Annotated in this window: 23 protein-coding genes; 7 read left to right on the top strand and 16 right to left on the bottom strand. The window is 73.9% G+C overall.

Features of this window, described 5'->3' with window-relative positions:
* Position 1: 1 nt before the first annotated feature.
* The 6 genes from ACFPFQ_RS01595 to ACFPFQ_RS01570 all read right to left on the bottom strand — a co-directional run bounded on the left by ACFPFQ_RS01595 (position 2) and on the right by ACFPFQ_RS01570 (position 4,931).
* Entirely contained in the window at positions 2 to 1,282 is a 1,281-nt protein-coding gene (locus ACFPFQ_RS01595) for a sulfate adenylyltransferase subunit 1 (protein ID WP_379613920.1), read from the bottom strand.
* The gene (cysD, locus tag ACFPFQ_RS01590) at positions 1,283 to 2,170 is read right to left on the bottom strand and encodes a sulfate adenylyltransferase subunit CysD (RefSeq protein WP_379614321.1); all 888 of its coding nucleotides are present in this window, start codon (positions 2,168 to 2,170) and stop codon (positions 1,283 to 1,285) included.
* 11 nt (positions 2,171 to 2,181) lie between these two features.
* Complete coding sequence (locus ACFPFQ_RS01585; protein WP_379613918.1) at positions 2,182 to 2,883, bottom strand: phosphoadenylyl-sulfate reductase; 702 nt, start codon at positions 2,881 to 2,883, stop codon at positions 2,182 to 2,184.
* Entirely contained in the window at positions 2,880 to 3,047 is a 168-nt protein-coding gene (locus ACFPFQ_RS01580) for an Insertion element protein (RefSeq protein ID WP_379613916.1), read from the bottom strand. The genes ACFPFQ_RS01585 and ACFPFQ_RS01580 overlap by 4 nt, the downstream gene beginning before the upstream one ends.
* A gap of 7 nt (positions 3,048 to 3,054) precedes the next feature.
* Positions 3,055 to 4,758: a nitrite/sulfite reductase gene (locus ACFPFQ_RS01575; protein WP_379613914.1), complete on the bottom strand. Its 1,704-nt coding sequence runs from the start codon at positions 4,756 to 4,758 to the stop codon at positions 3,055 to 3,057.
* Positions 4,759 to 4,823: 65 nt separating this feature from the next.
* A complete protein-coding gene (locus tag ACFPFQ_RS01570; protein WP_379614319.1) occupies positions 4,824 to 4,931 on the bottom strand; it encodes a putative leader peptide in 108 nt (35 codons plus the stop codon).
* Between the two features lie 223 nt (positions 4,932 to 5,154).
* Between ACFPFQ_RS01570 and ACFPFQ_RS01565 the strand changes: the two genes are divergently transcribed.
* On the top strand, positions 5,155 to 5,706 hold the full coding sequence (locus tag ACFPFQ_RS01565; RefSeq protein WP_379613912.1) for a GNAT family N-acetyltransferase: 552 nt from the start codon (positions 5,155 to 5,157) through the stop codon (positions 5,704 to 5,706).
* 13 nt (positions 5,707 to 5,719) lie between these two features.
* On the opposite strand, the gene ACFPFQ_RS01560 is transcribed toward ACFPFQ_RS01565, so the two are convergent.
* On the bottom strand, positions 5,720 to 7,141 hold the full coding sequence (locus tag ACFPFQ_RS01560; protein WP_379613910.1) for a PLP-dependent aminotransferase family protein: 1,422 nt from the start codon (positions 7,139 to 7,141) through the stop codon (positions 5,720 to 5,722).
* Between the two features lie 106 nt (positions 7,142 to 7,247).
* On the opposite strand from ACFPFQ_RS01560, the gene hemW reads away from it, so the two are divergent.
* Together hemW and ACFPFQ_RS01550 are read left to right on the top strand one after the other, a co-directional pair.
* Positions 7,248 to 8,447, top strand: a complete 1,200-nt coding sequence (gene hemW, locus ACFPFQ_RS01555; protein ID WP_379613908.1) for a radical SAM family heme chaperone HemW — start codon at positions 7,248 to 7,250, stop codon at positions 8,445 to 8,447.
* Positions 8,448 to 8,527: 80 nt separating this feature from the next.
* Positions 8,528 to 9,409: an esterase/lipase family protein gene (locus tag ACFPFQ_RS01550; RefSeq protein WP_379613906.1), complete on the top strand. Its 882-nt coding sequence runs from the start codon at positions 8,528 to 8,530 to the stop codon at positions 9,407 to 9,409.
* 35 nt (positions 9,410 to 9,444) lie between these two features.
* On the opposite strand, the gene ACFPFQ_RS01545 is transcribed toward ACFPFQ_RS01550, so the two are convergent.
* The 7 genes from ACFPFQ_RS01545 to ACFPFQ_RS01515 all read right to left on the bottom strand — a co-directional run bounded on the left by ACFPFQ_RS01545 (position 9,445) and on the right by ACFPFQ_RS01515 (position 15,035).
* The gene (locus tag ACFPFQ_RS01545; protein WP_379613904.1) at positions 9,445 to 9,930 is read right to left on the bottom strand and encodes a tetratricopeptide repeat protein; all 486 of its coding nucleotides are present in this window, start codon (positions 9,928 to 9,930) and stop codon (positions 9,445 to 9,447) included.
* Positions 9,931 to 9,952: 22 nt separating this feature from the next.
* Positions 9,953 to 10,783: an ABC transporter permease gene (locus ACFPFQ_RS01540; RefSeq protein WP_379613902.1), complete on the bottom strand. Its 831-nt coding sequence runs from the start codon at positions 10,781 to 10,783 to the stop codon at positions 9,953 to 9,955.
* On the bottom strand, positions 10,780 to 11,691 hold the full coding sequence (locus tag ACFPFQ_RS01535; protein WP_379613900.1) for an ABC transporter ATP-binding protein: 912 nt from the start codon (positions 11,689 to 11,691) through the stop codon (positions 10,780 to 10,782). Before ACFPFQ_RS01535 ends, ACFPFQ_RS01540 begins: the two co-directional genes overlap by 4 nt.
* A 12-nt stretch (positions 11,692 to 11,703) precedes the next feature.
* Complete coding sequence (locus tag ACFPFQ_RS01530) at positions 11,704 to 12,261, bottom strand: 3'-5' exoribonuclease domain-containing protein (protein ID WP_379613898.1); 558 nt, start codon at positions 12,259 to 12,261, stop codon at positions 11,704 to 11,706.
* A 4-nt stretch (positions 12,262 to 12,265) separates the two neighbouring features.
* Positions 12,266 to 12,586, bottom strand: coding sequence for a hypothetical protein (locus ACFPFQ_RS01525; protein ID WP_379613896.1), 321 nt, complete (start codon positions 12,584 to 12,586; stop codon positions 12,266 to 12,268).
* A gap of 735 nt (positions 12,587 to 13,321) precedes the next feature.
* The gene (locus ACFPFQ_RS01520) at positions 13,322 to 14,431 is read right to left on the bottom strand and encodes a sigma-E factor regulatory protein RseB domain-containing protein (protein ID WP_379613894.1); all 1,110 of its coding nucleotides are present in this window, start codon (positions 14,429 to 14,431) and stop codon (positions 13,322 to 13,324) included.
* A 4-nt stretch (positions 14,432 to 14,435) separates the two neighbouring features.
* Entirely contained in the window at positions 14,436 to 15,035 is a 600-nt protein-coding gene (locus tag ACFPFQ_RS01515) for a hypothetical protein (RefSeq protein WP_379613892.1), read from the bottom strand.
* Between the two features lie 61 nt (positions 15,036 to 15,096).
* On the opposite strand from ACFPFQ_RS01515, the gene hrcA reads away from it, so the two are divergent.
* Both hrcA and dnaJ read left to right on the top strand, forming a co-directional pair.
* Positions 15,097 to 16,116, top strand: coding sequence for a heat-inducible transcriptional repressor HrcA (gene hrcA / locus ACFPFQ_RS01510; RefSeq protein ID WP_379613890.1), 1,020 nt, complete (start codon positions 15,097 to 15,099; stop codon positions 16,114 to 16,116).
* Positions 16,117 to 16,188: 72 nt separating this feature from the next.
* Positions 16,189 to 17,337: a molecular chaperone DnaJ gene (gene dnaJ / locus ACFPFQ_RS01505; RefSeq protein ID WP_379614317.1), complete on the top strand. Its 1,149-nt coding sequence runs from the start codon at positions 16,189 to 16,191 to the stop codon at positions 17,335 to 17,337.
* A 494-nt stretch (positions 17,338 to 17,831) separates the two neighbouring features.
* On the opposite strand, the gene ACFPFQ_RS01500 is transcribed toward dnaJ, so the two are convergent.
* Positions 17,832 to 18,311 (bottom strand): hypothetical protein, encoded by a 480-nt coding sequence (locus ACFPFQ_RS01500; RefSeq protein ID WP_379613888.1) that lies wholly within the window; start codon positions 18,309 to 18,311, stop codon positions 17,832 to 17,834.
* Positions 18,312 to 18,351: 40 nt separating this feature from the next.
* Between ACFPFQ_RS01500 and ACFPFQ_RS01495 the strand changes: the two genes are divergently transcribed.
* Complete coding sequence (locus ACFPFQ_RS01495; RefSeq protein WP_379613886.1) at positions 18,352 to 19,089, top strand: 16S rRNA (uracil(1498)-N(3))-methyltransferase; 738 nt, start codon at positions 18,352 to 18,354, stop codon at positions 19,087 to 19,089.
* A 246-nt stretch (positions 19,090 to 19,335) separates the two neighbouring features.
* Here ACFPFQ_RS01495 and ACFPFQ_RS01490 read toward each other — a convergent pair whose 3' ends face one another.
* A complete protein-coding gene (locus tag ACFPFQ_RS01490) occupies positions 19,336 to 20,754 on the bottom strand; it encodes an amidase (protein WP_379613884.1) in 1,419 nt (472 codons plus the stop codon).
* A gap of 94 nt (positions 20,755 to 20,848) precedes the next feature.
* Here ACFPFQ_RS01490 and ACFPFQ_RS01485 point away from each other — a divergent pair, with 94 nt between their 5' ends.
* A complete protein-coding gene (locus ACFPFQ_RS01485; protein ID WP_379613882.1) occupies positions 20,849 to 24,106 on the top strand; it encodes a BTAD domain-containing putative transcriptional regulator in 3,258 nt (1,085 codons plus the stop codon).
* Positions 24,107 to 24,136 lie beyond the last annotated feature (30 nt).

The raw sequence follows: 24,136 nt of genomic DNA, 5'->3' as shown, positions 1-24,136 counted from the left end.
CTCAGGGGGCCACCTTCAACGGGCTGCCGACGAGACCGGCGGCGAGCGTGTTGCCGCTGGGCGGGTCGATCAGCAGGAAGCTGCCGGTGACGCGGTCGGTGGCGTAGTCGTCCACCGGCAGCGGGTCGGCCGTGCGCAGCGACACCAGCGCGATGTCGTTGATCGCGAGCTGCTCGGGGGCCTCGACATAGGCGACCGTGTCGGTGTCGAGCCGCTCGCCCAGCGCCCCGACGATCACCTGTGTGGTGCGGGTGCCGTGCTTGAGCAGCAGCCGGGCGCCCGGGCGCAGCGGCTTCTCGGCGAGCCAGCACAGGGTGGCGTCGAACTCGCTGGTGACGCGCGGCGGGTGCGCGGCCGAGGCCAGCACGTCGCCCCGGGAGATGTCGATGTCGTCGGTCAGCAGGATCGTGATGCTGCGGCCCGCACCGGCGGCGGTCAGCGGCCCGTCCGCGGTCTCGACCGAGGCGACGGTGGTGCGCGCGCCACCGGGCAGCACCACGATCTCGTCGCCCGCGGCCACGATGCCGGCGGCGACCTGGCCCGCGTAACCGCGGTAGTCGTGCAGCTCCTGCGTGCGGGGCCGGATCACGTACTGCACGGGCATCCGGAACGGCGCGTCGGCCTCCGGCGGTGTGACGGGCACCGACTCCAGGTGCCCGAGCAGCGTCGGACCCTCGTACCAGGGCGTGTGTGCGGAGCGATCCACCACGTTGTCGCCCACGAGCGCCGACACCGGGATCGTCACCACGGCCTCGTCGGCGAACCCGAGTGATCGGGCGAGCCCGGCGAAGTCCTTCGCGATGGCCGTGAGCACGGCCTCGTCGTAGTCGACGAGGTCGATCTTGTTGATCGCGAGCACCAGCCGCGGGACGCGCAGCAGCGCGAGCACGGCGGCGTGGCGTCGGGTCTGCTCCACGACGCCGTGGCGGGCATCGACGAGCAGCACCGCGAGCTCCGCGGTGGACGCACCGGTGACGGTGTTGCGGGTGTACTGCACGTGGCCGGGGGTGTCGGCCAGCACGAACTCGCGCGTGGGGGTGGAGAAGTAGCGGTACGCGACGTCGATGGTGATGCCCTGCTCGCGCTCGGCGCGCAGCCCGTCCACCAGCAGCGACAGGTCCGGCGTGGTCAGACCCTTGTCGACCGACGCCCGCTGCACCGCCTCGATCTGGTCGGCCAGCACCGACTTGGTGTCGTACAGCAGCCGTCCGACCAGCGTGGACTTGCCGTCATCCACGGAGCCCGCTGTCGCGAACCGCAGGAGATCCTTGGTGGTGCTCACTTAGAAATACCCCTCGCGCTTGCGGTCTTCCATGGCGGCCTCGCCGAGCCGGTCATCGGCGCGGGTGGCCCCGCGCTCGGTGAGCCGCGACGCCGTGACCTCGGCGATGATCTCGTCGAGCGTGGATGCGTCGGACTCGACGGCGCCGGTGCACGAGCCGTCGCCGACCGTGCGGTAGCGCACCGTCTTGAGCTCGAGCGCCTCGTTGCCGCGCGGTCCGCCCCACGGGCCTTCCGCCAGCCACATCCCGTCGCGGCGGAACACCTCGCGCTGGTGGCTGTAGTAGATCGACGGCAGCCCGATCCGCTCGCGCTGGATGTAGCGCCAGACGTCGAGCTCGGTCCAGTTGGAGATCGGGAACACGCGCACGTGCTCGCCGGCGGCGTGGCGGCCGTTGTAGAGGTTCCACAGCTCGGGGCGCTGGCTGCGGGGGTCCCAGCGACCGAACGCGTCGCGCAGGCTCATGATGCGTTCCTTGGCGCGGGCGCGTTCCTCGTCGCGCCGCCCGCCGCCGAACACGGCGTCGTACTTGCCCTCGACGATCGAGTCGAGCAGCGGCACCGTCTGCAGCGGGTTGCGGGTGCCGTCGGCACGCTCCACCAGCCGGCCGTCGTCGATCCAGTCCTGGACGTGGGCGACCTCGAGGCGCAGCCCGAGCTTCCCCACGAGCCGGTCGCGGAAGTCGATGACCTCGCTGTAGTTGTGCCCGGTGTCGACGTGCAGCAGCGGGAACGGCACCGGTGCGGGCGCGAACGCCTTGACGGCCAGGTGCACCAGCAGCGTGGAGTCCTTGCCGCCGGAGAAGAGGATCACCGGACGGTCGAACTCGCCCGCCACCTCGCGGAAGATGTGGATGGCCTCGGACTCGAGCGCGTCGAGGGCGTCCATCGTCGGGGCGCTCACTGGACGTGCAACCCGCACTCGATCTTACCGGTGCCGGCCCAGCGGCCCGACCGCGGATCGGCGCCGGGGGCGGGCTTCGCGGTGCAGGGGGCGCAGCCGATCGACGGGTAGCCCTCGGACACGAGCGGGTTGACGAGCACGCCGTTGGCGTTGATGTAGGACTCCATGTCGTCGTCGCTCCAGGCCGCGATCGGGTTGATCTTCACAAGCCCGAACTTCTCGTCATAGGTGACCAAAGGCGTGTTCGCCCTGGTCGGAGCCTCGACGCGGCGCACGCCGGTGACCCAGGCGTCGTACCCGGCCAGCGTGTTCGTGAGCGGGGCGACCTTGCGCAGCGCGCAGCACTGGTTCGGGTCGCGCGCGAACAGGTCCTTGCCCAGCAGGGAGTCCTGCTCGGCCACCGTGTGCTCGGGTGTCGCGTTGACCATCCGCACGTCGTAGACGTGCTCGACGGCGTCGCGGGTGCCGATCGTCTCGGCGAAGTGGTAGCCGGTCTCCAGGAACAGGACGTCGACCCCTGGTGCCGCCTTCGCGGCGAGGTCGACCAGCACCGCGTCCTGCATGTTCGACGCCACGATCAGCTTCTCGAACGTCTCGGCGGCCCAGGCGAGCACCTGCTCGGCGGTGGCGTCCGGGCCGAGTTGGGCGGCGCCGCGCTCGGCGACCGATCGAAGATCGTTCTCTGTTGCCAGGCTCATCGGGAGACCTCCGGGACTCCGATACCGATCATCTTCAGGGAGAACGTGCGCAGGCAGGCCGCGCAGTACCAGGCGCCACGGGGCACCCGCTCGCTCTGCTCGGCGGGGCGCAGGTCCTCGTCGCCGCAGTACGGGCAGTAGAACGGGACGGCCCGCTCGCTCACGTCGGGCTCACTTGAGGTCGTCCTCCGGTGCCCGCAGCACCCACTGCGCGAACCGCTCGCCCTCCTCGCGGTCCGCGACGAAGCGGCGCACGAGCCGCTCGACGTAGTCACCCAGCTCCGCGCTGGTGACCTTGAGGCCGCGCAGCTTGCGGCCGAACCCGGAGTCGAGCCCGAGGCCGCCCCCCAGGTGCACCTGGAAGCCCTCGACCTGGTGGCCGTTCTCATCGGTGACGATCTGGCCCTTCAGCCCGATGTCGGCGACCTGCGTGCGGGCGCATGCGTTCGGGCACCCGTTGAGATGGATGGAGATCGGTGCCTCGGGGCTGAGGTCGACGAGGCGCTTCTCCAGCTCCTCGACGAGCCGGATCGCGCGTTCCTTGGTCTCGACGATCGCCAACTTGCAGTACTCGATGCCGGTGCACGCCATCGTGGAGCGCCGCCACGGTGACGGGTCCGACGGGAGCCCCAGCTCGGCGAGCTCCCGCGTCAGCGTGCTGACGTTGCCGTCGGCCACGTCGAGCACGACGATCTTCTGGTACGGCGTGAGGTTGACCCGCCGGGATCCCGCCCGCTCGGCGGCATCGGCCAGATCCACCAGCGTGGTGCCGGAGATGCGGCCCGACGCGGGCGCGACGCCGACGTAGTTGCGACCGTCGGCCTGCTTGTGCACACCGATGTGGTCGATCGGGCGCTCCGGGGTGACCGGCGCGGGACCATCGACCAGCTTCCGGTGGAGGTACTCCTCCTCGAGGACGCGCCGGAACTCCGCGGGACCCCAGTCGGTGACGAGGAACTTCAGGCGGGCGCGGTGGCGCAACCGGCGGTAGCCGTAGTCCCGGAAGACCGAGACGACCCCGGCCCACACGTCGGGGATCTCGTCGAGGGGGACGAACGCGCCCAGCCGCACCGCGAGCTTCGGGTTGGTGGAGAGGCCACCACCGACCCACAGGTCGAAGCCGGGGCCGTGCTCGGGGTGCTCCACACCGATGAACGAGATGTCGTTGACCTCGTGGGCCACGTCCTGCTGCCAGGAGATGGCCGTCTTGAACTTTCGCGGCAGGTTCGAGAACTCCGGGCTGCCGACGTACTTCTCGCGGATCTGGCGGATCACGGGCGTGGGGTCGATCTTGTCGCCGGCCGCGACCCCCGCGACGGGCGAGCCGAGGAACGCGCGGGGTGTGTCACCGCAGGCCTCGGTCGTGATCATCCCGTGGTCCTCGAGCTTCTTCCAGATCGCAGGCATGTCCTCGATCTGGATCCAGTGGTACTGGATGTTGTTCCGGTCGGTGACATCCGCGGTGTCGCGCGCGTAGGTCTGCGAGATCTCGCCGAGCGCGCGCACCTGCTCGGTGGTGAGCGTGCCGCCGTCCACGCGGACGCGGAGCATGAAGTAGCTGTCGTCGAGCTCCTCGGGCTCCAGCGCCGCGGTGCGGCCGCCGTCGATGCCGGGGCGGCGTTGCGTGTAGAGACCCCACCAGCGCATCCGGCCGCGCAGATCGGCGGGGTCGATCGAGTCGAAGCCGCGTTGGGCGTAGACGTTCTCGATCCGGGCTCGGACGTTGAGCCCGTCGTCGTCCTTCTTCGTGCGCTCGTTGGGGTTCAGTGGCTCGCGGTGACCGAGCTTCCACTGGCCTTCGCCGCGCTTGCGCTTGCCGGGAGTGGCGGTGGTGGGGGCCAAGACGGTGTGCCTCCGGTTGCGGCCGCGCGCCATCCTGCCCGAGGAACGTCCGGGATCGGTGACGCCCGGCGCCGTGGTGGGAGAGGGGGCGGCGGGTGCTAGCGAGCTGCTCGACAGAGAGCGCTGCTGACCCGGTGCAGATCGACGTGGCGGCGGGCCACGAGGCGGAGCGCGAGTGCGCCGGAGCCGCTTGCCGGGTGGACCATGGACGCAGGAGGACCCGCATGCGGGTCGAGCGTCGGCGCGGTCACAGCGTCAAGAGTGCCATCTGTCCGGTCAACGATCCATGGGTGTCCGCATGCTGGGAGCGTTCTCACACGTCGGGGTCGCGAATCACCCGCCGCAAGAGGGTGGTCCCGACGGTCCCGATGCGGTGAGGATGGGTGCCGTGCACACCGCGCAGGCGCTCCAGGCGGGGCGGCGAACCCGATGACGCTGCTGCTGGAGACCACCCGCGTCACGCTGCGCCGCTTCCGGCCCACCGACGCCGTCGCGTTCGCCGCGTACCGCTCCCGGCCGGAGGTCGCGCGCTACCAGTCCTGGACGGCGCCGGTCTCGCTGCCTGCGGCGGTCACCACCGTGGCGCGGTTCGTCGACGCCGACCCCGAGGAGCCGGGCTGGTTCCAGTACGCGATCGCGCTGCGCTCCACCGATGAACTGGTGGGCGACATCGGGATCGACCTGCACGAGAACGGGATGCAGGCGCAGCTCGGATTCACGCTCGCGCCCGCGTTCCAGGGGCGGGGCCTGGCCACCGAGGCCGTCGGCGGGCTGCTCGACGTCCTGTTCGACGAGCGGGGCCTGCACCGCGTCTCGGCGGAGTGCGATGCGCGCAACCACCCGTCCGCGCGGTTGCTGCGCCGCCTCGGCTTCCGCGAGGAGGGGCTGCTGCGGTCCAACACCTGGATCAAGGGGGAGTGGACCGACGACCTCCTGTTCGGGTTGCTCGCCGCCGATCGCCGGGAATTCGCGGGGAGCTGACGCGGGCGCCCCTTCAGCGCACTGACGCCAGCGTCGTGCACAGGGCGTCGACGGCGCCGCGGTAGCCGAGGTCGGGCGGGGCGGCGTACCCGACGACCAGGCCGTCGGCGGCCGGTCCGACGCCGGCGTCCGGATGCCGGAAGGCGGCCAGCCCGTCCAGCTCGATGCCGGCCCGGGTCGCCGCGTCGAGCGCCGCGTCCTCGGTGCCGGCCGGCAGGCGCAGCACGGTGTGCAGACCGGCCGCGATTCCGGCGGGCACCACGTGCGGAACGCGTTCGGCGAGGCTCTGCACGAGGTGATCGCGGCGTCGGCGGTAGCGCTGGCGGGTGCGGCGGATGTGCCGGTCGTAGTCGCCCGAGGTGATCAGCTCGGCGAGCGTGAGCTGGTCGGTCACGCCCGCCCACGCCTCCCGCTGCCCCTTTGCGCCCAGCGCGGCGTCGACCAGCCGTTCCGGCAGCACCATCCAGCCCAGCCGCAGCGCGGGGGAGAGGCTCTTGCTCACCGAGCCGATGTAGAGGACGTGGTCGGGGTCGAGGCCCTGCACGGCGCCGACGGGTTGGCGGTCGTAGCGGAACTCGCCGTCGTAGTCGTCCTCGATGAGCAGGCCGCCGCCCGCGCGGGCCCGGTCGACGACGGCGGCGCGCCGATGGGCGGCCAGCGGACCGCCGAGCGGGAACTGGTGGGCCGGCGTGAGCAGGACCGTCGACACGTCCGGCCGGTCGGTGAGCCCGGCGACCTGCGCGCCCTCCTCGTCGAGCGGGAGCGCCACGGTCGCCACCCCGGCGGCGGCGAGGATCAGCCGGTGGAACGCGAGCTGGTAGGACTCCACCGCGACCGGCCCTCGCAGCACCGCCGGGAACAGCACGCGCAGCGCGTGCGCGAAGCCCGAGCAGATCACGATGCGGTCGGGGCTGGTGCGGACGCCGCGGGCGCGCGCCAGGTACTCGGTGAGCGCGACGCGCAGCTCGATGCGGCCGCGGGGGTCGCCGGGTCCGAAGGCCTCGTTGGGGGCCTGCGTGATCGCTCTGCGCGCCGCCGCGAGCCAGGCGGAGCGGGGGAAGGCGGACGCGTCGGGCAACCCCTGCCGAAGGTCGTGGATCAGGGGCCGGGCGGCGACGGCGCTGGTCAGCGTCGTGGTGGCGATGGCGAGCGGTTCGGCGCGCTCCGCCACGCGCGTGCCGGAACCCTGCTTGGCCATCAGCCAGCCCTCGGCGACCAGCTCGGCGTAGGCGTCGGCAACGGTGTTGCGGGCCAGCCCGAGATCCGCGGCGACCGAGCGGTAGGGCGGCAGCTTCGTGCCCGGTGGGAACCGCTGCGTGCGGATGGCCTCGCGCAATGCGCGGATGAGCACGGCCCGGCGGCTGCCCGGACCAGCCAGGTCGAGGTGCAGGTCGGCACCGAGCTGCTCGGCGAGATTGACCCACGGACCATCCACGACTCGCGACCCTAGCGGCGGTCGATTCGGTGTCGCCCGCTGCGTCGCCCGATGTCAGGAGGGCGTCCCCGCTGACGGTGAACGTCAGGAGGGCGTCCTTCCTGACATGTGGCGCCCGGGATCCGGGACCGGCCCGGTGGCACACTGGTCTCCCGTGCCGCCGTTCGGGATCTACGTCCACGTGCCCTTCTGTGCTGCACGCTGCGGCTACTGCGACTTCAACACCTACACCGCCTCCGAGCTCGACGGCTCCGGTGCCTCGCCGGAGGGCTGGCTCGCCGCCGTCCACCGTGAGCTGGAGCTGGCCGCCGCCACGGTCGGCGCGCGCCCGGTCGACACCGTCTTCGTCGGCGGTGGCACGCCGTCGCTGATGGGCGCGGCGCGCCTCGGCGAGGTGCTCGGCGCCGTCCGGGACACGTTCGGGCTGGCGCCCGGCGCGGAGGTCACCACCGAGTCCAACCCGGAGTCCACCTCTCCGGAGTTCTTCGACGGCCTGCTCGCCGCCGGTTTCACCCGGATCTCACTGGGCATGCAGTCGGCCGCGCCACACGTGCTGCGGGTGCTCGAACGCCGCCACACGCCGGGCCGGGCCGTCGCGGCGGCGCACGAGGCGCGCGCGGCCGGGTTCGAGCACCTCAACCTCGACCTCATCTACTCCACACCCGGCGAGACCGACGACGACCTGCGCGCCTCCCTGGACGCCGTGCTCGGCGCCGGCGTCGACCACGTCTCGGCCTATGCGCTGATCGTCGAGGACGGCACCGCGCTGGCCCGGCGGGTGGCCCGCGGTGAGCTGCCCGCACCCGACGACGACGTGGCCGCCGCCCGCTACGAGATGATCGACGAGCGGCTGACGGCGGCCGGCCTGGGCTGGTACGAGGTGTCGAACTGGGCCGCGTCCGACGCCGCTGCCTGCCGGCACAACCTCGGCTACTGGCTCGACGGCGACTGGTGGGGCCTGGGCCCCGGCGCCCACTCCCACCTCGCCGGGGCGCGCTGGTGGAACGTCAAGCACCCCGCCCGCTACGCCACGCTGCTCGCCGAGGGCAACACGCCGGAGGCCGGTCGCGAGGAGCTGACGGAGTCCGAACGCCACACCGAGCGCGTGATGCTGCGGTTGCGGCTGGCGTCGGGGCTGCCGGTCGACCTGCTCGACGAGCCCGGGCGGGCGGCGGCGGCCACGGCCGCCGGCGACGGCCTGCTCGACCCCGCCGCCCTCGCCGGCGGGGTGGCGGTATTGACGCTGCGGGGGCGGTTGCTGGCGGACGGGGTTGTCCAGGCGCTGCTGGTGGGGACGCCGGTGTAGCGGGGTCTGCCCCTCCCGCGACGACGCTCCCGGATCGCAGCATGGTGGCCATCCTGCGATCTGACGCTCGGATGGCCACCATGCTGCAGTTCGAGGGGCGGGGCCGCCTCCGCGCCGGCACCCACCGCACGATGGTCGCCACCTCGGGCAGACTGGCGGCGGTGAGTCGGCGGCGGCGGGTGCTGGTCGCGGTGGTGGCCGTGCTGGTGCTGGTGGTCGCCGTCGTGGTCGGGGTCCGTGCATTCGCCGGCCGCGGCGGCACCGTCGACCCGGCGGCCCACCCACCCCAGGACGTCCTGGGCCCGGTGCTGCTCGTCCCCGGCTACGGCGGCTCCCAGGCATCGCTGCAGGGCCTGGCCGCCCGCATCGCCGCCACCGGGCGCACGACCCGGGTGATCGCGCTGCCCGGCGACGGGACGGGCGACCTGTCCGCGCAGGTCACGGTGCTCGACGCGGCCGTCGACGCCGCGCTCGCCGCAGGCGCCCCGTCGGTCGACCTGATCGGCTACTCGGCGGGCGGCGTGGTCGCCGGGCTCTGGGTGGCCCGCGACGACGGCCCCGCCAAGGCCCGCCGGGTGGTCACGGTCGGCTCGCCGCTGGGCGGGACGACGCTCGCCGCGGTGGGCTCGGCATCGGTGCCCGACGCCTGCCCGATCGCCTGCCGCCAGCTCGCACCGGGCAGCGCCGAGCTCACCGAGCTGGCCAGGGCCGACGTCGGGCACGCCGTGCCCTGGCTGTCGGTCTGGTCCACTGACGACCAGACGGCGACCCCGCCCGACACGGCCCGCCTGCCGGGCGCGGTCAACGTCGCGGTGCAGGACACCTGTTCCGGGGCCCGCGTCGACCACGGGGGGTTGCCGAACGACCCGGCCGTTGTCGGTTTGGTCCTGCGCGCGCTCGGCGTGGCACCGATCGCCGCGGGTGGGGACTGCGCCACGCTGCGGGCGGCCGGGGCGCGTTGATCGGCGCTACCCCGCTGGACGTTCGGGGCGGCCCGCTACGCCGGCTCCACCAGCAGCCGTGCGTAGTTGGCCATCGAGCGCTGGTAGCGCGGCAGGTGCGGGGCCAGTGCGCCGATCACCAGCGCCACCGCTTCCCGTTCGCGCCCGACGTCGGTGAGCGCCAGTGCCAGCACACATGCCACTGCGTCGTCGAGCTCGTCGGAGCCCGCGGCCAGCTCGGCGGTGAGCAGCTCGACGCTCTCCTGCGGCCGGCCCACGTTGCGGATCGAGCTCGACATCTGGATCACCGCCCGGCGCCTGCGGATGCCGGTCAGCCCGGTGTCGAGCGCGCGGCGGTAGAGCGGGATCGCCTGGTCGGAGTGGCCGGTGGAGTCGAAGGCGCAGGCACGCTCGAAGTCGGCGACGGCGCTGCCGGCGGGCAGTTCCGCGGCGAGCTCGTCGATCATGGCGCGGAATTCGACCTCGTCGTGGTCGTCGATCGCCGCCCACGCGGCGGCCGTTCGCTGTTCCCAGTCGTTCATGGTGGCGAGCCTCGCACGGGCCTCAGCTGGTGATGTCCTTGGTGGCGAAGTTCGCCCACGCCGCACCGAACGCGACCAGCACGTACCCGGCCTGCACGGCCGCGCCGTCCCGCACGGCGTTCCACAGTATCGGCGCCCGGTAGACGTCGATCCAGGCCAGCCAGTGCGTGGTCGGCAGGTAGAACCGGAAGCCGGCCGCGGCGTCGAGCGGCAACAGCACCGCGCTCAGCACGACCAGCGCCAGCACGCCGAGCGCCGCCGCCATGGGGGAGTCGGTGATCGTGGAGAACAGCAACCCGACGGCACCCAGCGCGAGCATGCACAGCGCGAGGTAGCCGACGACGATCGCGGTGCGCCCGGCCAGCTCCGCCGGGGTCAGCACCACCCCGGAGAGCGACGTGATGCCGCCCGCGCCGCCGATCGCCGCGTCCGGACCGAAGCCGAACGCGGCGACGCCGACGATGTAGCCGGTGACGGTCACCAGCAGCACCGACAGCAGCACGAACGCCGCCACCGACACGAGCTTCGCCACCAGCAGCCGCAGCCGACCCACCGGCCGTACCAGCAGGTAGCGCAGCATGCCCGTGCCCGCCTCGCCCGCGATCGTGTCGCCTGCGACGACGGCCACCGTGATCGGCAGGAACACCGGCAGCACCAGCGCGAGTGCCGCGGCGGGGAACAGCTGCCCGTTGCCGACCACCGCCGACAGGAACGCGCCGCCCTGCCCCGGCGGCGGCACCAGGTTCGTCACCCGCAGCAGCACCGCCACGAACGCCGGCAGCGCGCACAGCAGCGCCCAGCACAGCCAGACCCGCCGACGGCGCAGCATCAGCCGCAGCTCGACGCCGATCACGATCGGGTCACCCGGTCGGACCCGGCCCCCGTCGACTCCAGCACCACCTGCTCCAGCGTGCGGTGCTGCACGGCCAGCTCGCTGACCACGATCCCGGCGGCGACCAGCCGCGCGTTGAGCGATCCCGCATCGGGGGCGCGGACGAGCAGCCGATCGCCGTCGCGGTGCTCCACCTGGCCGTCGAGCAGGCCGACGACGGCGGCCGGGTCGGGTGTGCGGACGAGCACCTGACCGGTGGGGATGCGCAGGTCGTCGAGATCGGCGCTGAGCACCAGCCGCCCGGTGTCCATCACCCCGACCCGCGTGCACAGCGTCTCGACCTCGGAGAGGAGGTGGCTCGACAGCACCACCGTGGTGCCCTGCGCGCTCAGCCGCAGCAGCAGCTCGCGGATCTCACCGATCCCGCGGGGGTCCAGGCCGTTGGTCGGCTCGTCGAGCAGCAGCAGCTCGGGCCCGCGCAGCAGCGCCGCCGCGATGCCGAGGCGCTGCCGCATGCCGAGGGAGTACGCGCGGACCGAACGCCGGTCGACCCCGTCGAGCCCGACATCGGCCAGCGCCTCCTCGATCCGCGCGCGCCGGCCCCGACCGCTGCCGCGGCCCGCGGCGTCGAGCAGGCGCAGGTTGGCCCGGCCCGACAGGTGCGGCCACGCCGCCGGGGTCTCCACCAGTGCACCGACGCGCGGCAGCACCTTCGCGGCGTGGCGTGGCATCGCCTCGCCGAGCACCTCCACCGTGCCCGCGGTGGCGTGGACGAGCCCGAGCAGGATCCGCACCAGCGTGGTCTTGCCCGAGCCGTTGGGCCCGAGCAGCCCGAACCGCGAGCCCGCCGGCACCCGCAGGCTGACGTCGTTCACCGCCGTGACGTGACCGAACCGCTTGGTCAGCCCGGTAGTTGAGACGACATCCACCTGGCGACGATGTCACGTCCGATGTGTGGCCCGCATGGCGCAGAAGAGCTCTCCCTGCTCGATGGCGTCGTCGAGCGCGTGGTGGTTGTGGCGCTGCGACCCGAACCACGCCGCCGGCATCTGCCGTTTGGTGGAGTTGCGATACTCCGTGCCGAGCAGCGCCATCGCGTAGGTCTTGATGTCGAGCGCGGAGTGCGAGAACGGGCTGCGACCGGCGAAGCGGATCAGGTACCAGTACACGAACATGAAGTCGTAGGCCGCGGGATAGCCCACGAAGACCGGCCGGCCGGGCAGGGCGTCGAGCCAGGTGACGTAGCGCTCCATCACCTCGGCGGGCGGCTGCGGATCGAGCGTCGCCGCGGCCAGCGCCTCGGGGTGCCGCTCCCACCAGCGCGCGGTGGTCGGATCCGCGGCGGCGCCGGGCAGGGTCTCGAGGGTGGCCGTGAACGTCGCGACGAGCGTGGCGTCGGCCCGGAACGCGGCCGACCCGAAGCTCAGCATCGAGTGCGGGCCCGGGATCGGACCGTCGGCCTCGACGTCGGTGCTGACGTAGATCTCGGGCACGGGCATCGGCTCAGAACTGCTGCGAGCGCAGGTGCTCGAGCCCGGCCATCGACCGCACGGCGGCCAGGGTGTCGACCGGGGGCTGCCGGCGGTCCACGACGGTGACGAAGGCGATGTGATCGGGGAAGTCGGCCTCGGTGAGGTCGCCGTCCTCGTCGGTGACGTTCGGCTTGATCGAGATCCACTCGTCGCCAGGGCCGTCCCAGGTGTAGTACTCGCCCCAGAAGTCGCTCTGCCGCGCCACGAGCTCGACCGCGAGGAGCCGGGCCAGCTCGGGCATCAGGTCCTCGACGTCGCGGCCGCGGCTCCCGTAAGTCTCGATGATCTTCATCGGGGTGGCCACTGGACGGCGCCGCCGGGACGCGCCCGCACGTCCTCATGGCTTCGGAAGATCATGAACGAGACCTCGCGCCTCTCCTTCGCCGACAGGTCCGCGGCGATCCGGCTCAGCCCCAGCTGCTCGCCGGCTCCGCTGTCCGGGCCACCGATCGGAGCGGTCCGGGTGCCTGATCCGCGCCGTGGGATCCCCGCGTCGAGTACACGTTGCCACAACGTCGGGCTGACGACGGAGATGTCGAAGTCGCTTCGCCTGCCTACGCTGCGGGCGCGCGCCGTGCTCGACCCTCGGTGCGCCGCGGCGCACCGCACCCGCCGAGCTCGCGGAGCCGACCGGCTGGTGGCAGGCCGGGTGACCGTCCGCGCGTCGGGGATCGCGACGGGCCCGCGGACCGCGGATGCCGGGCTCGTGCGGGGGTTCTTGGTGAACGGGCTGATGGACTCGCTGGACCCACCCGAGGTCGCCGGCACCGGCGCGGGTTGGCACTGCACGAGCACCTGCCCTGCAGGGCAGGTCGCGGCCTGGGTCGGGGCGGACAGCAGCTGGCGAGCCCGATCCACCCCACCACCGCACCGGCGACGACGAGCAGGCCGCGCAGGCAGCTGCGCAGGAATGAGCGATTCACGAGGAACTCCGTGACGTGGGCAGACCCGACGTGGGCAGACCCGACGTGGGCAGACCTGAGGGGGCCGGCTGCGCGCAGCGTCAGCACAGCGTTCGAGGGTCACCTCAGGGCCGCCGCCGCACCGGCAGCTCCAGCACCGCCTGCTCCAGCACCTCCGGTGCCACCGACCCGACCAGCAGCTCACCGCTGCGGCCGCGGGACCGTGCGGCCACCGACAGCAGCGGCGTGGCCACGCGCGCGGCCCGCAGTGGCGCCGACACTGCGATGGCGACGCCGCCGGCGACCGTCGCCCCGTCGATGGCGCGCTCGGCGATGTCGCGGTTGGCGGGGATCAGCACGAACCCGGCCAGCCCCGAGCCGTAGACGCCGACACCCGGCAGGTCGACGGTGCCCTCGGGGTTGGGCCGCCGGTCGCGCCCGGCGAGCCGGTCGGGTGGCGGCGGCGGGTTGAGCACGCGCAGCGCGCCACCCAGGTCGGCGGCGTTGCTGGTCACGATGCCCGCGCCGACGGGCCGTGGCGGCACGAGTGCCGCCTCGGCGGGCGGCCCGTCGGAGATCTCGAGGAACTCCGTGGTCAGCAGCGGTGCCCCGGTGCGCGCCGACACCTCGACCCGCAGCGGCAGCGCCGTGACCGGGTCGGCCCACACGTCGATGGGCCCGATGAGGGTGTCCGGGTCGGCGGGGGTCAGCCGCAGCCCGGCGCCGGTGCGCCCGGCGATGCGACGCGGCGGCAGCGCGGTGACCGTATCGGTCGGGGCCAGCTGCAGCAGCCGCCGCGCGAGGTCGGGCGGCAGCATGTCGCCCGCACGCAGCAGCCGGACGGGCGCCTGGCCGAGCACGCTGGTGAGCTGGTTGGCCCCGAAGTCCCAGACGAACTCGACGCCGCCCAGGTGGTAGGTGTCGCGCTCGCCTGCCGGGTTGATCTCGTCGGCGCGCCAGCGCTGCGCGCCCGCCACGTACGCCCGGACGCGCGTGGTGCCGGTCAGCAGCGCGATCATCGACTCCAGCTGCGGGATCTGCGGCAGCCCCAGCCGTCCGGTGCTCTCGGCGAGTCCCACGTAGGGCGGGTCGGAACCCAGGATGCGGTCGCGCAGCGCGGCGGGATCGACGGGGCCGATCGCGGCGGCCGGCAGCGTGACCGCGCTCGCGCCGACCAGCCCCGCTGCGCCCGCCGCGACGAGCAGCCAGCGCCTGCTGAACCGGTGGGCGGCCACGCACCTACCGTGACAGTTGATCTGTGAGCCGCCGGTACGCCCGGCCGCGGGGCGAGAGCCGGTAGCCGATCTCGAGGCTCTCGGTGAGCCCCAGCTCCTTGAGCTTGCGCACGTCGCGTTTGAACGGGAGCGTCTCGAGCCCCAGCCGTTCGGCCAGGTCGGGTGCGCGGACACCGGGGTTGGCCGCGATCAGGTCCAGCACCGTGGCCGTCCACGGCCCGCGTCGCGACGCGCGGTCGAGACGGTCGAGGCGCGCGGCGATCTCGGCGTGCGCGCCTGCCGAGAGCCGCGACCGACCGCGCAGCGCCACCCGCGGGTCGGGTCCGGCCAGCCGGACCGTCACGCGGTAGAGCTGCCGGTCGCCCACCTGCGCGGCGCGCAGCGCGGGGAGGTCGGCGTACCCGGCAGCGTGCGCCTCGGCCTCGGTGAGCTCGGCCTCGTCGACGGGCTCGACGGACGTGAACTCCACCACGCCCACCGACGTGCGCTGGGTGCCACCGGCGCGGACGCGCGGTTGCTCCCAACGGCGGAACGCCAGTGTGACGGTGCCGTCGGCGATGCCCTGCAGTGTCCCCATCCGGATCTGCACGTCCCCATCCTGCATGCAGGCCGCACCCGTGCAGAGCACCTAGACTGGTGAATGACAGCCGGCAGGGAGGGGATGCGTGAACGCCGACGAGCGTCGATTCGCCGTACTTCGCGCGATCGTGGCCGACTACGTCTCCACCCAGGAACCCGTCGGCTCGAAGGTGATCGTCGAGCGCCACAACCTGGGGGTCTCCAGCGCCACGGTCCGCAACGACATGGCGGTGCTGGAGGAGGACGGGCTGATCGCCCAGCCCCACACCAGCGCGGGCCGCATCCCCACCGACAAGGGCTACCGGCTGTTCGTCGACAGGTTGACGCAGGTCAAGCCGCTGTCCTCGGCCGAGCGTCGCGCACTCGAGGCGTTCCTCGACGGCGCGGTCGACCTCGACGACGTGCTGCGCCGCAGCGTTCGTCTGCTGGCTCAGCTCACGCGCCAGGTGGCCGTGGTGCAGTACCCCACACTCACCCGCTCCACCGTGCGGCACTGCGAGGTCGTCGCGCTGACCCCCGCCCGCCTGATGCTGGTGCTCATCACCGACAGCGGTCGCGTGGATCAGCGCGTGGTCGACCTCGGCCAGGTCCTCTCCGACGACGACGTCGCCCAGATCCGCACGCTCGTCAACACCGCGCTAGTCGGCAGGCCGCTCTCGGCGGCCGCGGTGGCGGTGGCCGACCTGCCCGGCATCGCGCCCGCACCGCTCACCGACGTCGTCACCATGCTGTCGATGGTGCTCATCGAGACGCTCGTCGAGCATCCCGAGGAGCGCCTCGTACTGGGCGGCACCGGCAACCTCACGCGCAACGCAGCCGACTTCCCGGGGTCGCTGCGCCAGGTGCTGGAGGCGCTGGAGGAGCAGGTGGTGGTGCTGAAGCTGCTGGCGTCGGCGCAGGATCCGGGCACGGTCACGGTGCGCATCGGCGAGGAGAACGAGGCCGAGGAGATGCGCAACACGTCTGTTTTGTCCATCGGCTACGGCGCGGGCACCGTGTTGGGTGGGATGGGCGTTGTCGGGCCCACCCGGATGGACTATCCGGGCTCCATGGCGGCGGTGCATGCCGTCGCCCGGTACGTGGGTGAGATCCTGGCGGGGCGATAGTCGTCTCTTCACCCGGATCGAACACCGTTTTCGACGAACTACTGAGCGAGAAGGACCATGGGGAACGCGCAGGTGGCACGGGACTACTACGGGATCCTCGGCGTTTCGCCGGATGCGGGTGCCGACGAGATCAAGCGGGCCTACCGCAAGCTCGCGCGCGAGCTGCACCCCGACGTGAATCCGGACGAGGCGGCGCAGGAGCGCTTCGCCGAGGTCAGCGCCGCCTACGAGGTGCTGTCCGACCCCGAGAAGCGACGCATCGTCGACCTCGGTGGCGATCCCCTCGGCAACGGCGGGGGCGGCGGCGGGGATCAGTTCAGCTCGTTCGGCCTCGGCGACATCATGGACGCGTTCTTCGGCGGCCAGTCCGGCGGTCGCGGGCGCGGACCGCGCAGCCGCGTGCAGCCCGGCGCCGACGCGCTGATCCGCATGCAGCTCACGCTGGAGGACTGCGCCGAGGGCGTCACCCGCGATCTGGCCGTCGATACGGCGGTGCTGTGCACCGAGTGCACCGGCTCGGGCTGCGCGCCCGGGAGCGCTCCGGCGATGTGTGACATCTGCAACGGTCGCGGCGAGGTCCAGAGCGTCCAGCGCTCGTTCCTCGGCCAGGTCGTCACGTCGCGCCCGTGCCCGAAGTGCCGTGGTTTCGGCGAGGTCATCCCGGAGCCGTGCCACCAGTGCGGCGGCGACGGCCGGGTCCGCTCGCGCCGCAACGTCGGCGTCCGGATCCCCCCGGGTGTGGCCGACGGCATGCGGGTGCGGCTGGCCAGCCAGGGTGAGGTCGGCCCCGGTGGTGGCCCCGCGGGCGACCTCTACGTGGAGGTCGAGGAGGAGCCGCACGAGCTGTTCACGCGCGACGGCGCCGACCTGCACTGCACCGTGCAGCTGCCGATGACCGCGGCCGCGCTGGGCACCACGCTGCCGCTGCCCACCCTCGACGGGGTGGAGGAGCTGCACGTCGAGCCCGGCACGCAGACCGGCACGGTCCGCACGCTGCGCGGCAAGGGCATGCCCCGGCTGCGCTCCACCGGCCGCGTCGACGGGCACGGCGACCTGATGGTGCACGTCGACGTCATGGTCCCCACCCGCCTCGACGCCCGCCAGACCGAGCTGCTGCGCCAGCTCGCGGAGATCCGGGGCGAGGAGCAGCCCGATCTGGCGAGCAGCAGCCGCAACGGCCACGGCCTGTTCTCCCGGCTGCGGGATTCGTTCGGCCGCTGAGCGCCACCGCGCCAACCGGGTAGCCACCGCGCCGACGTCACGACGTCGGCGAGGTGGCCAGCGGGTCGGCGCGGTGGAGTCCTGACGCTGCTGGGGGCCGGCCCCGCACGTCAGGAGGGACGCCCTGCTGACGTTGGGCGTCAGGAAGGACGCCCTCCTGACGTCCTCGCGCCGGCGGCGCCAACGTGATGGCCACCGCGCCAACGTCACGGCATCGGCGCCGTGGCCGATGGGTTGGCGCGGTGTGGCCGGGCGCGGCTGCGGGATCGCAGCATGGTGGCCATCCTGCGATCTGACGCTTGGATGGCCACCATGCTGCAGTCGGGTGGGTGGGTGGGGGCTGCGGGGCCGGCGCCGCACGTCAGGAAGGCCACCCTGCTGACGTCAGATGTCAGGAGGGCCACCTTGCAGCCGTCCGAGCGTCGACCGCGCCAACGTGATGGCCACCGCGCCGACGTCCCGCCATCGGCACCGTGACCAACCGGTTGGCGCGGTCAAGTGTGGTGCGGCACGAACAGCCGCCCTGCCTGCTCGGCCAGCGCCGGGTGGTCGGGCAGGGCCGCGAGCGCCGCGGCCACCACCTCGGCTCCCGGATGGGGCTGCCGCGCGTAGACGTCCATCCCGGCCGGGGTGAACAGCGTGCGTCCGAAGTACGTGACGGCCCACCCCGCGTAGCGCTCGTCGTTGGCGACCAGGGCCCAGTCGCTGGTCAGCAGCCTGGTGGGGCCGGTGCCGCGCCAGTGGAAGATCCGCGGCACCGCGGCGTCGGGGGTGTCGACGCCGTGCACCCGCCCGGCCCGGCCGCGGCCGTTGGTGTACTCGACGAGGTCGTCGACCGTGCCGTTCGCCAGCCGCCGGTAGGTGATGCGGGGGTCGGTGCGCGTGCGCCAGAACGGCAGGCTGGTGCGCACGACGTACCAGGTGCCCGCCATCGCGTCGAGGTCGAGCGGACGGGTGCCGACCATCTCCTGCACCCGGCGCACGCTACCGCCGCCCGCACGGGAGGATCAGCGGGTGAGCACCGCGCCGCTGTTCCTGGTCGACGAGCTGCCCGGCGGCGAGCGCGCCGTGCTGGACGGGCCGGAGGGCCGCCACGCCGCCACGGTGAAGCGGATCCGCAGCGGCGAGGAGGTCCTGCTCGCCGACGGCCGGGGCGGGCTGGTGCGCGCCGAGGTCACCGCCGCCGGGCGCGACACCGTCGAGCTGCGCGTGCTCGACCGCACGGTCCTCGCCCCGCCGTCGCCCCGCGTGGTGCTGGCGCAGGCGCTGGTGAAGGGCGATCGTGGCGAGCTGGCCGTCGAGATGGCCACCGAGGCCGGGGTCGACGCGATCGTGCCGTGGCGCGCGGCGCGGTGCGTGGCCCGCTGGGACGACGGCCCGCGCGGGGAGAAGGCGCTCGCCCGCTGGCGCAGCACCGTGCGCGAGGCGGCCAAGCAGGCGCGCCGGCCCTGGCTGCCGCCCGTCGACGGGCCGGTGTCGACGGCCGCGCTGGCCCGGCTGGTCACAGCGGCGGCGGGGGCGCTGGTACTGCACGAGGGCGCCACCGACCGGCTCACCGATGTCGTGCTGCCGGCGGCGGGTGACCTGCTGCTCGTGGTCGGCCCGGAGGGCGGGATCAGCGACACCGAGCTCGCCGAGCTCGCCGCGGCGGGGGCCCGCCCGGTCCGCATGGGCGCCGAGGTGCTGCGTGCCTCGACGGCCGCCGCAGTGGCGCTCGGGGCGCTCGGCGCGCTGACCAGCCGGTGGAGCTGATCCGGTTTAGTTGGTGCTCGGCTCGGCCGGTCGGCTGGGACACGCCGTCCGGACGCCGTCATCCGGGTGATCCCCGGCGCACAAAGTGGTAATTGAACGTTATTGTTCTCTTGTTCCGGCAGCGGTCAGGCCGGAGGAGACCGTCGGGTGCTTGCACCCGTCGGGGCCGCCGGAGAGTCCCCCTCGTCCGGCGGAGCCACGTCGCGGTGGCCGTCCCCCCACGCCCACCGCGACGTGGCGTACCCGTCACGCCCGGGGATCGATCGGCGTGGGCGCCCCGCAGCCACTCTCCTCGACCCGCGCGGCAGCCGCGAGCGCGCGGCGCTCGGTGAACGGCGCGGTGATCAGCTGCGCGCCGATCGGGAGCCCGCTCGCCGACAACCCCGCCGGCACGGTCACCGCGGGCAGCGCGAGGTAGTTGGCCACGACGGTGAGCCGGTGCGCATCGTTCATGGTCCGTACGGCGGCGACACCACCGACGTCGAAGCCGGCGAGCCACGGCAGCTGCGTCGACACCGGCCCGAGCACGATCGGGTACCGGGTCAGGAACTGCGACCACACCGCCCGCAGCGCGACCCGCTCGGCCAGCGCCGTGGCGTAGCCGGTGAGGTCCAGCGGCGGGAACACCTCGAGCACGCTGTCCATGAAGGCGACCAGCCCCGCGCTGCCCAACGCGCGGATGCCGTCGAGCCGCAGCGCCGCCACCTCCGTGGACAGCAGCCTGCCGAACTCCATGGACGCCTCGCGCAGCTGCGGCGGATCCACCTCGGTGACGGGGTGACCGGCGCGGGCGAGCACGTCGGCGGCCCGCAGCACTGCCGCGCGGACCTCCGGGTCGACACCGTCGCCGCCCGGGTCCGTCACGACGGCGACGGGCGGCAGCTCGCTGCCGGCCGGCACGTCGCTCGCGGGGATCCAGTTCGGGTCGCGCGGATCGGCGCCGAGCATGGCGCCGTACGCCAGCTCGAGATCCCGGACCGTGCGGGCCAGCGGCCCGGGGGCGGAGAACAGCTGGATCGTCAGCGACGGCGCCGGGCCGGGCAGGCTGCTGGCCCCGGCGATCCGGCCGGGCGTCGCCCGCAGCGACGCCACCCCGCAGAACGCCGCCGGCAGCCGCAGCGAGCCGCCGTAGTCGCCGCCCAGTCCCAGCGGGGTCATCCCGGTGGCGACGGCCACCGCGTCGCCCCCGCTGGAACCACCGGGGCTGCGGGCCGGGTCCCACGGGTTGAGCGTCGGGCCGTTGAGGTCGTTGTCGGTGTGCCAGCGGGTGGCGAAGTCGGGCATGTTCGTACGGGCGATCGGGATGGCACCGGCGCGGCGCAGCGCGGCCACGGCGGGCGCGTCCTGCGGGGCGATAGCGCCGGCGAACGCGGCCACACCCCAGGTGGTGGGGCTGCCGGCCACGTCGAACTGGTCCTTGATCGTGATCGGGACGCCGTGCAGCGGTCCCCGTGGCGCCGTCGCGCGGTCGGCAGCGGCGGCAGCGGCGAGCGCGCTCTCGGCGAGCACGGACGTGGTGGCGCCGAGCGCCGGATCGACGGCGGCGATGCGGTCCAGGTGGGCCTGCACCACCTCGGTGGCGGTGATCTCCTTCGCGGCGATCCGGGCGGCGAGGGTGGTGGCGTCCTGGGTCCAGAGCGAGGTGTCGGTGTGCGTGCTGGTCACAGCTGATCATCTCCTGGTTCGGGTGCTGCCACCACGATCGACCGCGCGCCTTGTCGACGGCTTTCACGGCGCTTGCACGATCTACTGTCAGCGCATGGACTTCCGCGTGCTCGGCCCCGTGGAGGTGTGGCGCGACGGCATCCGGTGTGAGATCGGCGGCCCGCGCCGCCGGGCCGTGCTCGCCCGGTTGCTGCTGGCCCGCGGAGCGGTGGTGGCGGCCGACCGGATCGTGGAGGACCTCTGGGGCGGGGATCCGCCCGCGGGCGCGCCCCAGGTCCTGCAGGTGCAGGTCGCGCGGCTGCGGCGCGTGCTGGAGCCCGACCGGCCGCCCCGCGCGCCGGCCACGGTGCTGATCAGCAGGCCACCCGGGTACGCGCTGGCCGTCACGTCCGACGCGCAGCGGTTCGAGTCGCTCGTCGACGCCGGGCTGGCCGGGCTCGGTGCGGGTGATCCCGATGCCGCCATGGCGGTGCTCGACGAGGCGCTCGGGCTGTGGTGGGGACCCACCCCGTTCGCCGACCTCGCCGACGAGCCCTGGTTGCAGGCCGAGATCACCCGACTGCAGGAGCTGCACCTCGTGGCGCGCGAGCAGCGGATGGCCGCGGCGATCGCGACGGCCGGCGCCCCGTTGCCGATCCCCGCGCTGGAGGCGCTCGTCGCCGAGCACCCGCTGCGTGAGGGTCCAGCAAGGCTGCTCGCGGTGGCCTACTACCGCAGCGGTCGCCAGGGCGACGCCCTTGCGACGCTGAGCGCGGTCCGGCGCCGCCTGGCCGCCGAGCTCGGCGTGGAACCCGGACCGGCGCTGCGCGAGACGGAGGCTGCCGTGCTGGCCCAGTCCAGCACGCTCGACGCGCCGCCCGAGCCGGTCCGCCCGGCCCCGGCCGTCGTGGCCTGCCCCGACCCGCTGGTGGGCCGCGACCGCGAGCTCGCCGCCATCGCTGCGGCGGCCGCCACGGCGCGCCCGGGGATCGTGGTCCTCTCGGGTGAGGCCGGCATCGGCAAGACCCGGCTCGCCGAGGCGGGCGTCGAGGCGCTGGCGGCCACGGGCTGGCGGGTCGTCTGGGGGCGCTGCCACGAGTCGTCGGGAGCGCCCGCGCTGTGGCCGTGGATCGAGGTGCTCGACGCACTGCGCTCCGTGCATCCGCTGCCGGCGGAGCTGGGCAGGCTCAGCGGCGCGCCGATGGGGGCGCCGGGGAGTGCCACGGGCGAGGTCGAAGCCGGGGAGGCCCGGTTCCGCCAGCACCACGCCGTGGCCCGCTACCTGGCCACGGTGAGCGAGCGGGCGCCGCTCGCCGTCGTGCTCGACGACCTGCAGTGGGCCGACAACGAGACGCTGCGGCTGCTCGCCGACCTGTCCGGTCTCGCCCGCGACGCGCGGTTGCTCGTGCTCGCCACGGCCCGGCCGGGGGAGGGCAGCCCGCTGCTCGCCGACACCGCGGGCCGGCTGGCCCGCCACGGCGCGGTGGCGCTGCCCCTCACGGGACTGACCGAGCGCGACGTCGCGGTACTCGTGGGCGATGCCGCTCTCGACCCGGCCGTGCTCGCGCGTCGTTCCGGCGGCAACCCGTTCCTGCTGCACGAGATGCTGCGCTCGGCGGGCGCGCCGGACGTGCCCGCCGGGGCGGCCGCGCTGCTGCGGGCCCGGCTCGCCCGGCTGCCCGACCGCACCCGGCACGTCCTGCAGGTCGCGGCGGTCCACGCGCAGCCGGTGGACCCGCCGCTGCTGGCCGCGGTGGGAGAGCTCTCCGACGCGCAGGTGCACGCCGCGCTCGACGACGCCGCGCTGGCCGGGGTGCTGGTGCAGATCCCGGCGGGTGGACTGGTGTTCGCCCACGACCTGGTGCGCGAGACGCTCTACGGCGACCTCCCACCGATGCACCGGGCGCGGCTGCACGGGCGGATCGTCGCGGTACTGGAGCAGCGCACGCTGCCGGACGTGTCCGCGCTCGCCGCGCACGCCGCGGCGGCCGGTGCCCCGGTGGCGACGCTGCGCTGGGCCGCGGCCGCCGCCGCCGAGGCCACCGGCCGGCTCGCCTACGACGACGCCGTGCGCTGGTGGCGGGCGGCGCTGGACGCGCACGCCCGGATCGTGGCCGCCGACCCGGTCACGCGCGTGGACCTGCTGCTGTCGCTGGTCCGGGCCCAGCTCGACGCGGGCGACGCCATCGGCGCGGACGAGTCACGGACCGCGGCGATACTGGCGGCGGACGAGACCGGTGACCCGGGACGGCGCCACGCCGCGCTGGTGGCGCTGGACCTCCCGTCCATCTGGGTGCTGCGCCATTACGACCGAGCCGACCTCGGCATGGTCGCGCGCATCGAGGAGGCGCTGGCCGAGCCCGCGGTCCCCGACGCCGTGCGCTGCCGGCTGCTCGCCACCCTGGCCAACGAGCTGGCCTACCTCGCCGACCCGCACCGCTCGGCCATCGCGGCCGAGGCGCTGACGCTCGCCCGCAAGCTCGACGACCCCCGGCTCGTGGGCTACAGCCTGGTCTCCTGCTACCTCGCCGCGTCCGTCGACCTGCGCGGGGCGGCGCTGCACGACGAGCTGCGCGGGATCGGCGAGGCGCTGCGCGAGCTCGACCACGACCACCGGCTGCCCGGCCTCGCGCTCGTCGGTCACCTCATGCTCATGGTCGCCGGGGTGCAGGGCTACGACGTGCGGGTGGCCGACGCGCACGCCGCGCGTGCGCAGCGGCTGATCGCCCGCCTGCGGCCGCCGCTCGCACAGGTCCAGCACCTCACGTGGACGCTCAACCGGAGCGCGCTGGGCGGTGACCTCGACGCCGCCCACCAGCTGCTGGCCGAGAACGAGGAGGCCGCCATCGCCTGGTGGTCGCTGCGGCCGCTGATCGCGGCCATTCGCGTGTTCCTGCACCTGCACGGCGACCGGATGGCCGACGTCGGTCCGCTGCTGCCCGCGGTCCGCACCATCCATCCCGCGATCGCGCACGACGCCGAGCTGCTGATGCTGGTGGCCAGGGGCGACGCCGGCCGGGCCCGGCGCCAGGCCGTCGGGCGCGCCTGGCCCGACATCCCCGACGACTGGATGCGCTCGGTGGCCACGTGCCTGCGCGCCGCCGCGGCGGCCGCCGTGGGAGACGAGGTGACCCGGCGCAGCGCGTACGACGCGCTCGCGCCCTCGGCGGGTTTCGTCGTCGCCAACGGCTCGATCGACGGCGGGCCCGCCGACTGGTTCCTCGGCCTGCTCGCGGCCGCGCTGGGCGAGCCGGGGCGGGCCGCCGCGCACTTCGCCACGGTCGTCGAGCGCGCGGAGGCGGCCGGGCTGACCTGGTGGGCGCAGCGGGCGCGGGCCGCTGCCGATCCGACGGCGTCCGCGCTGCGAACGTGAGACGTGCCTGTACCTGAGATGATCGGGATC

The organism is Pseudonocardia sp. GCM10023141, assembly GCF_042653605.1.
The sequence above is the reverse complement of the archived record's forward strand: the minus strand, read 5'-3'. Positions and strand labels throughout refer to the sequence as shown.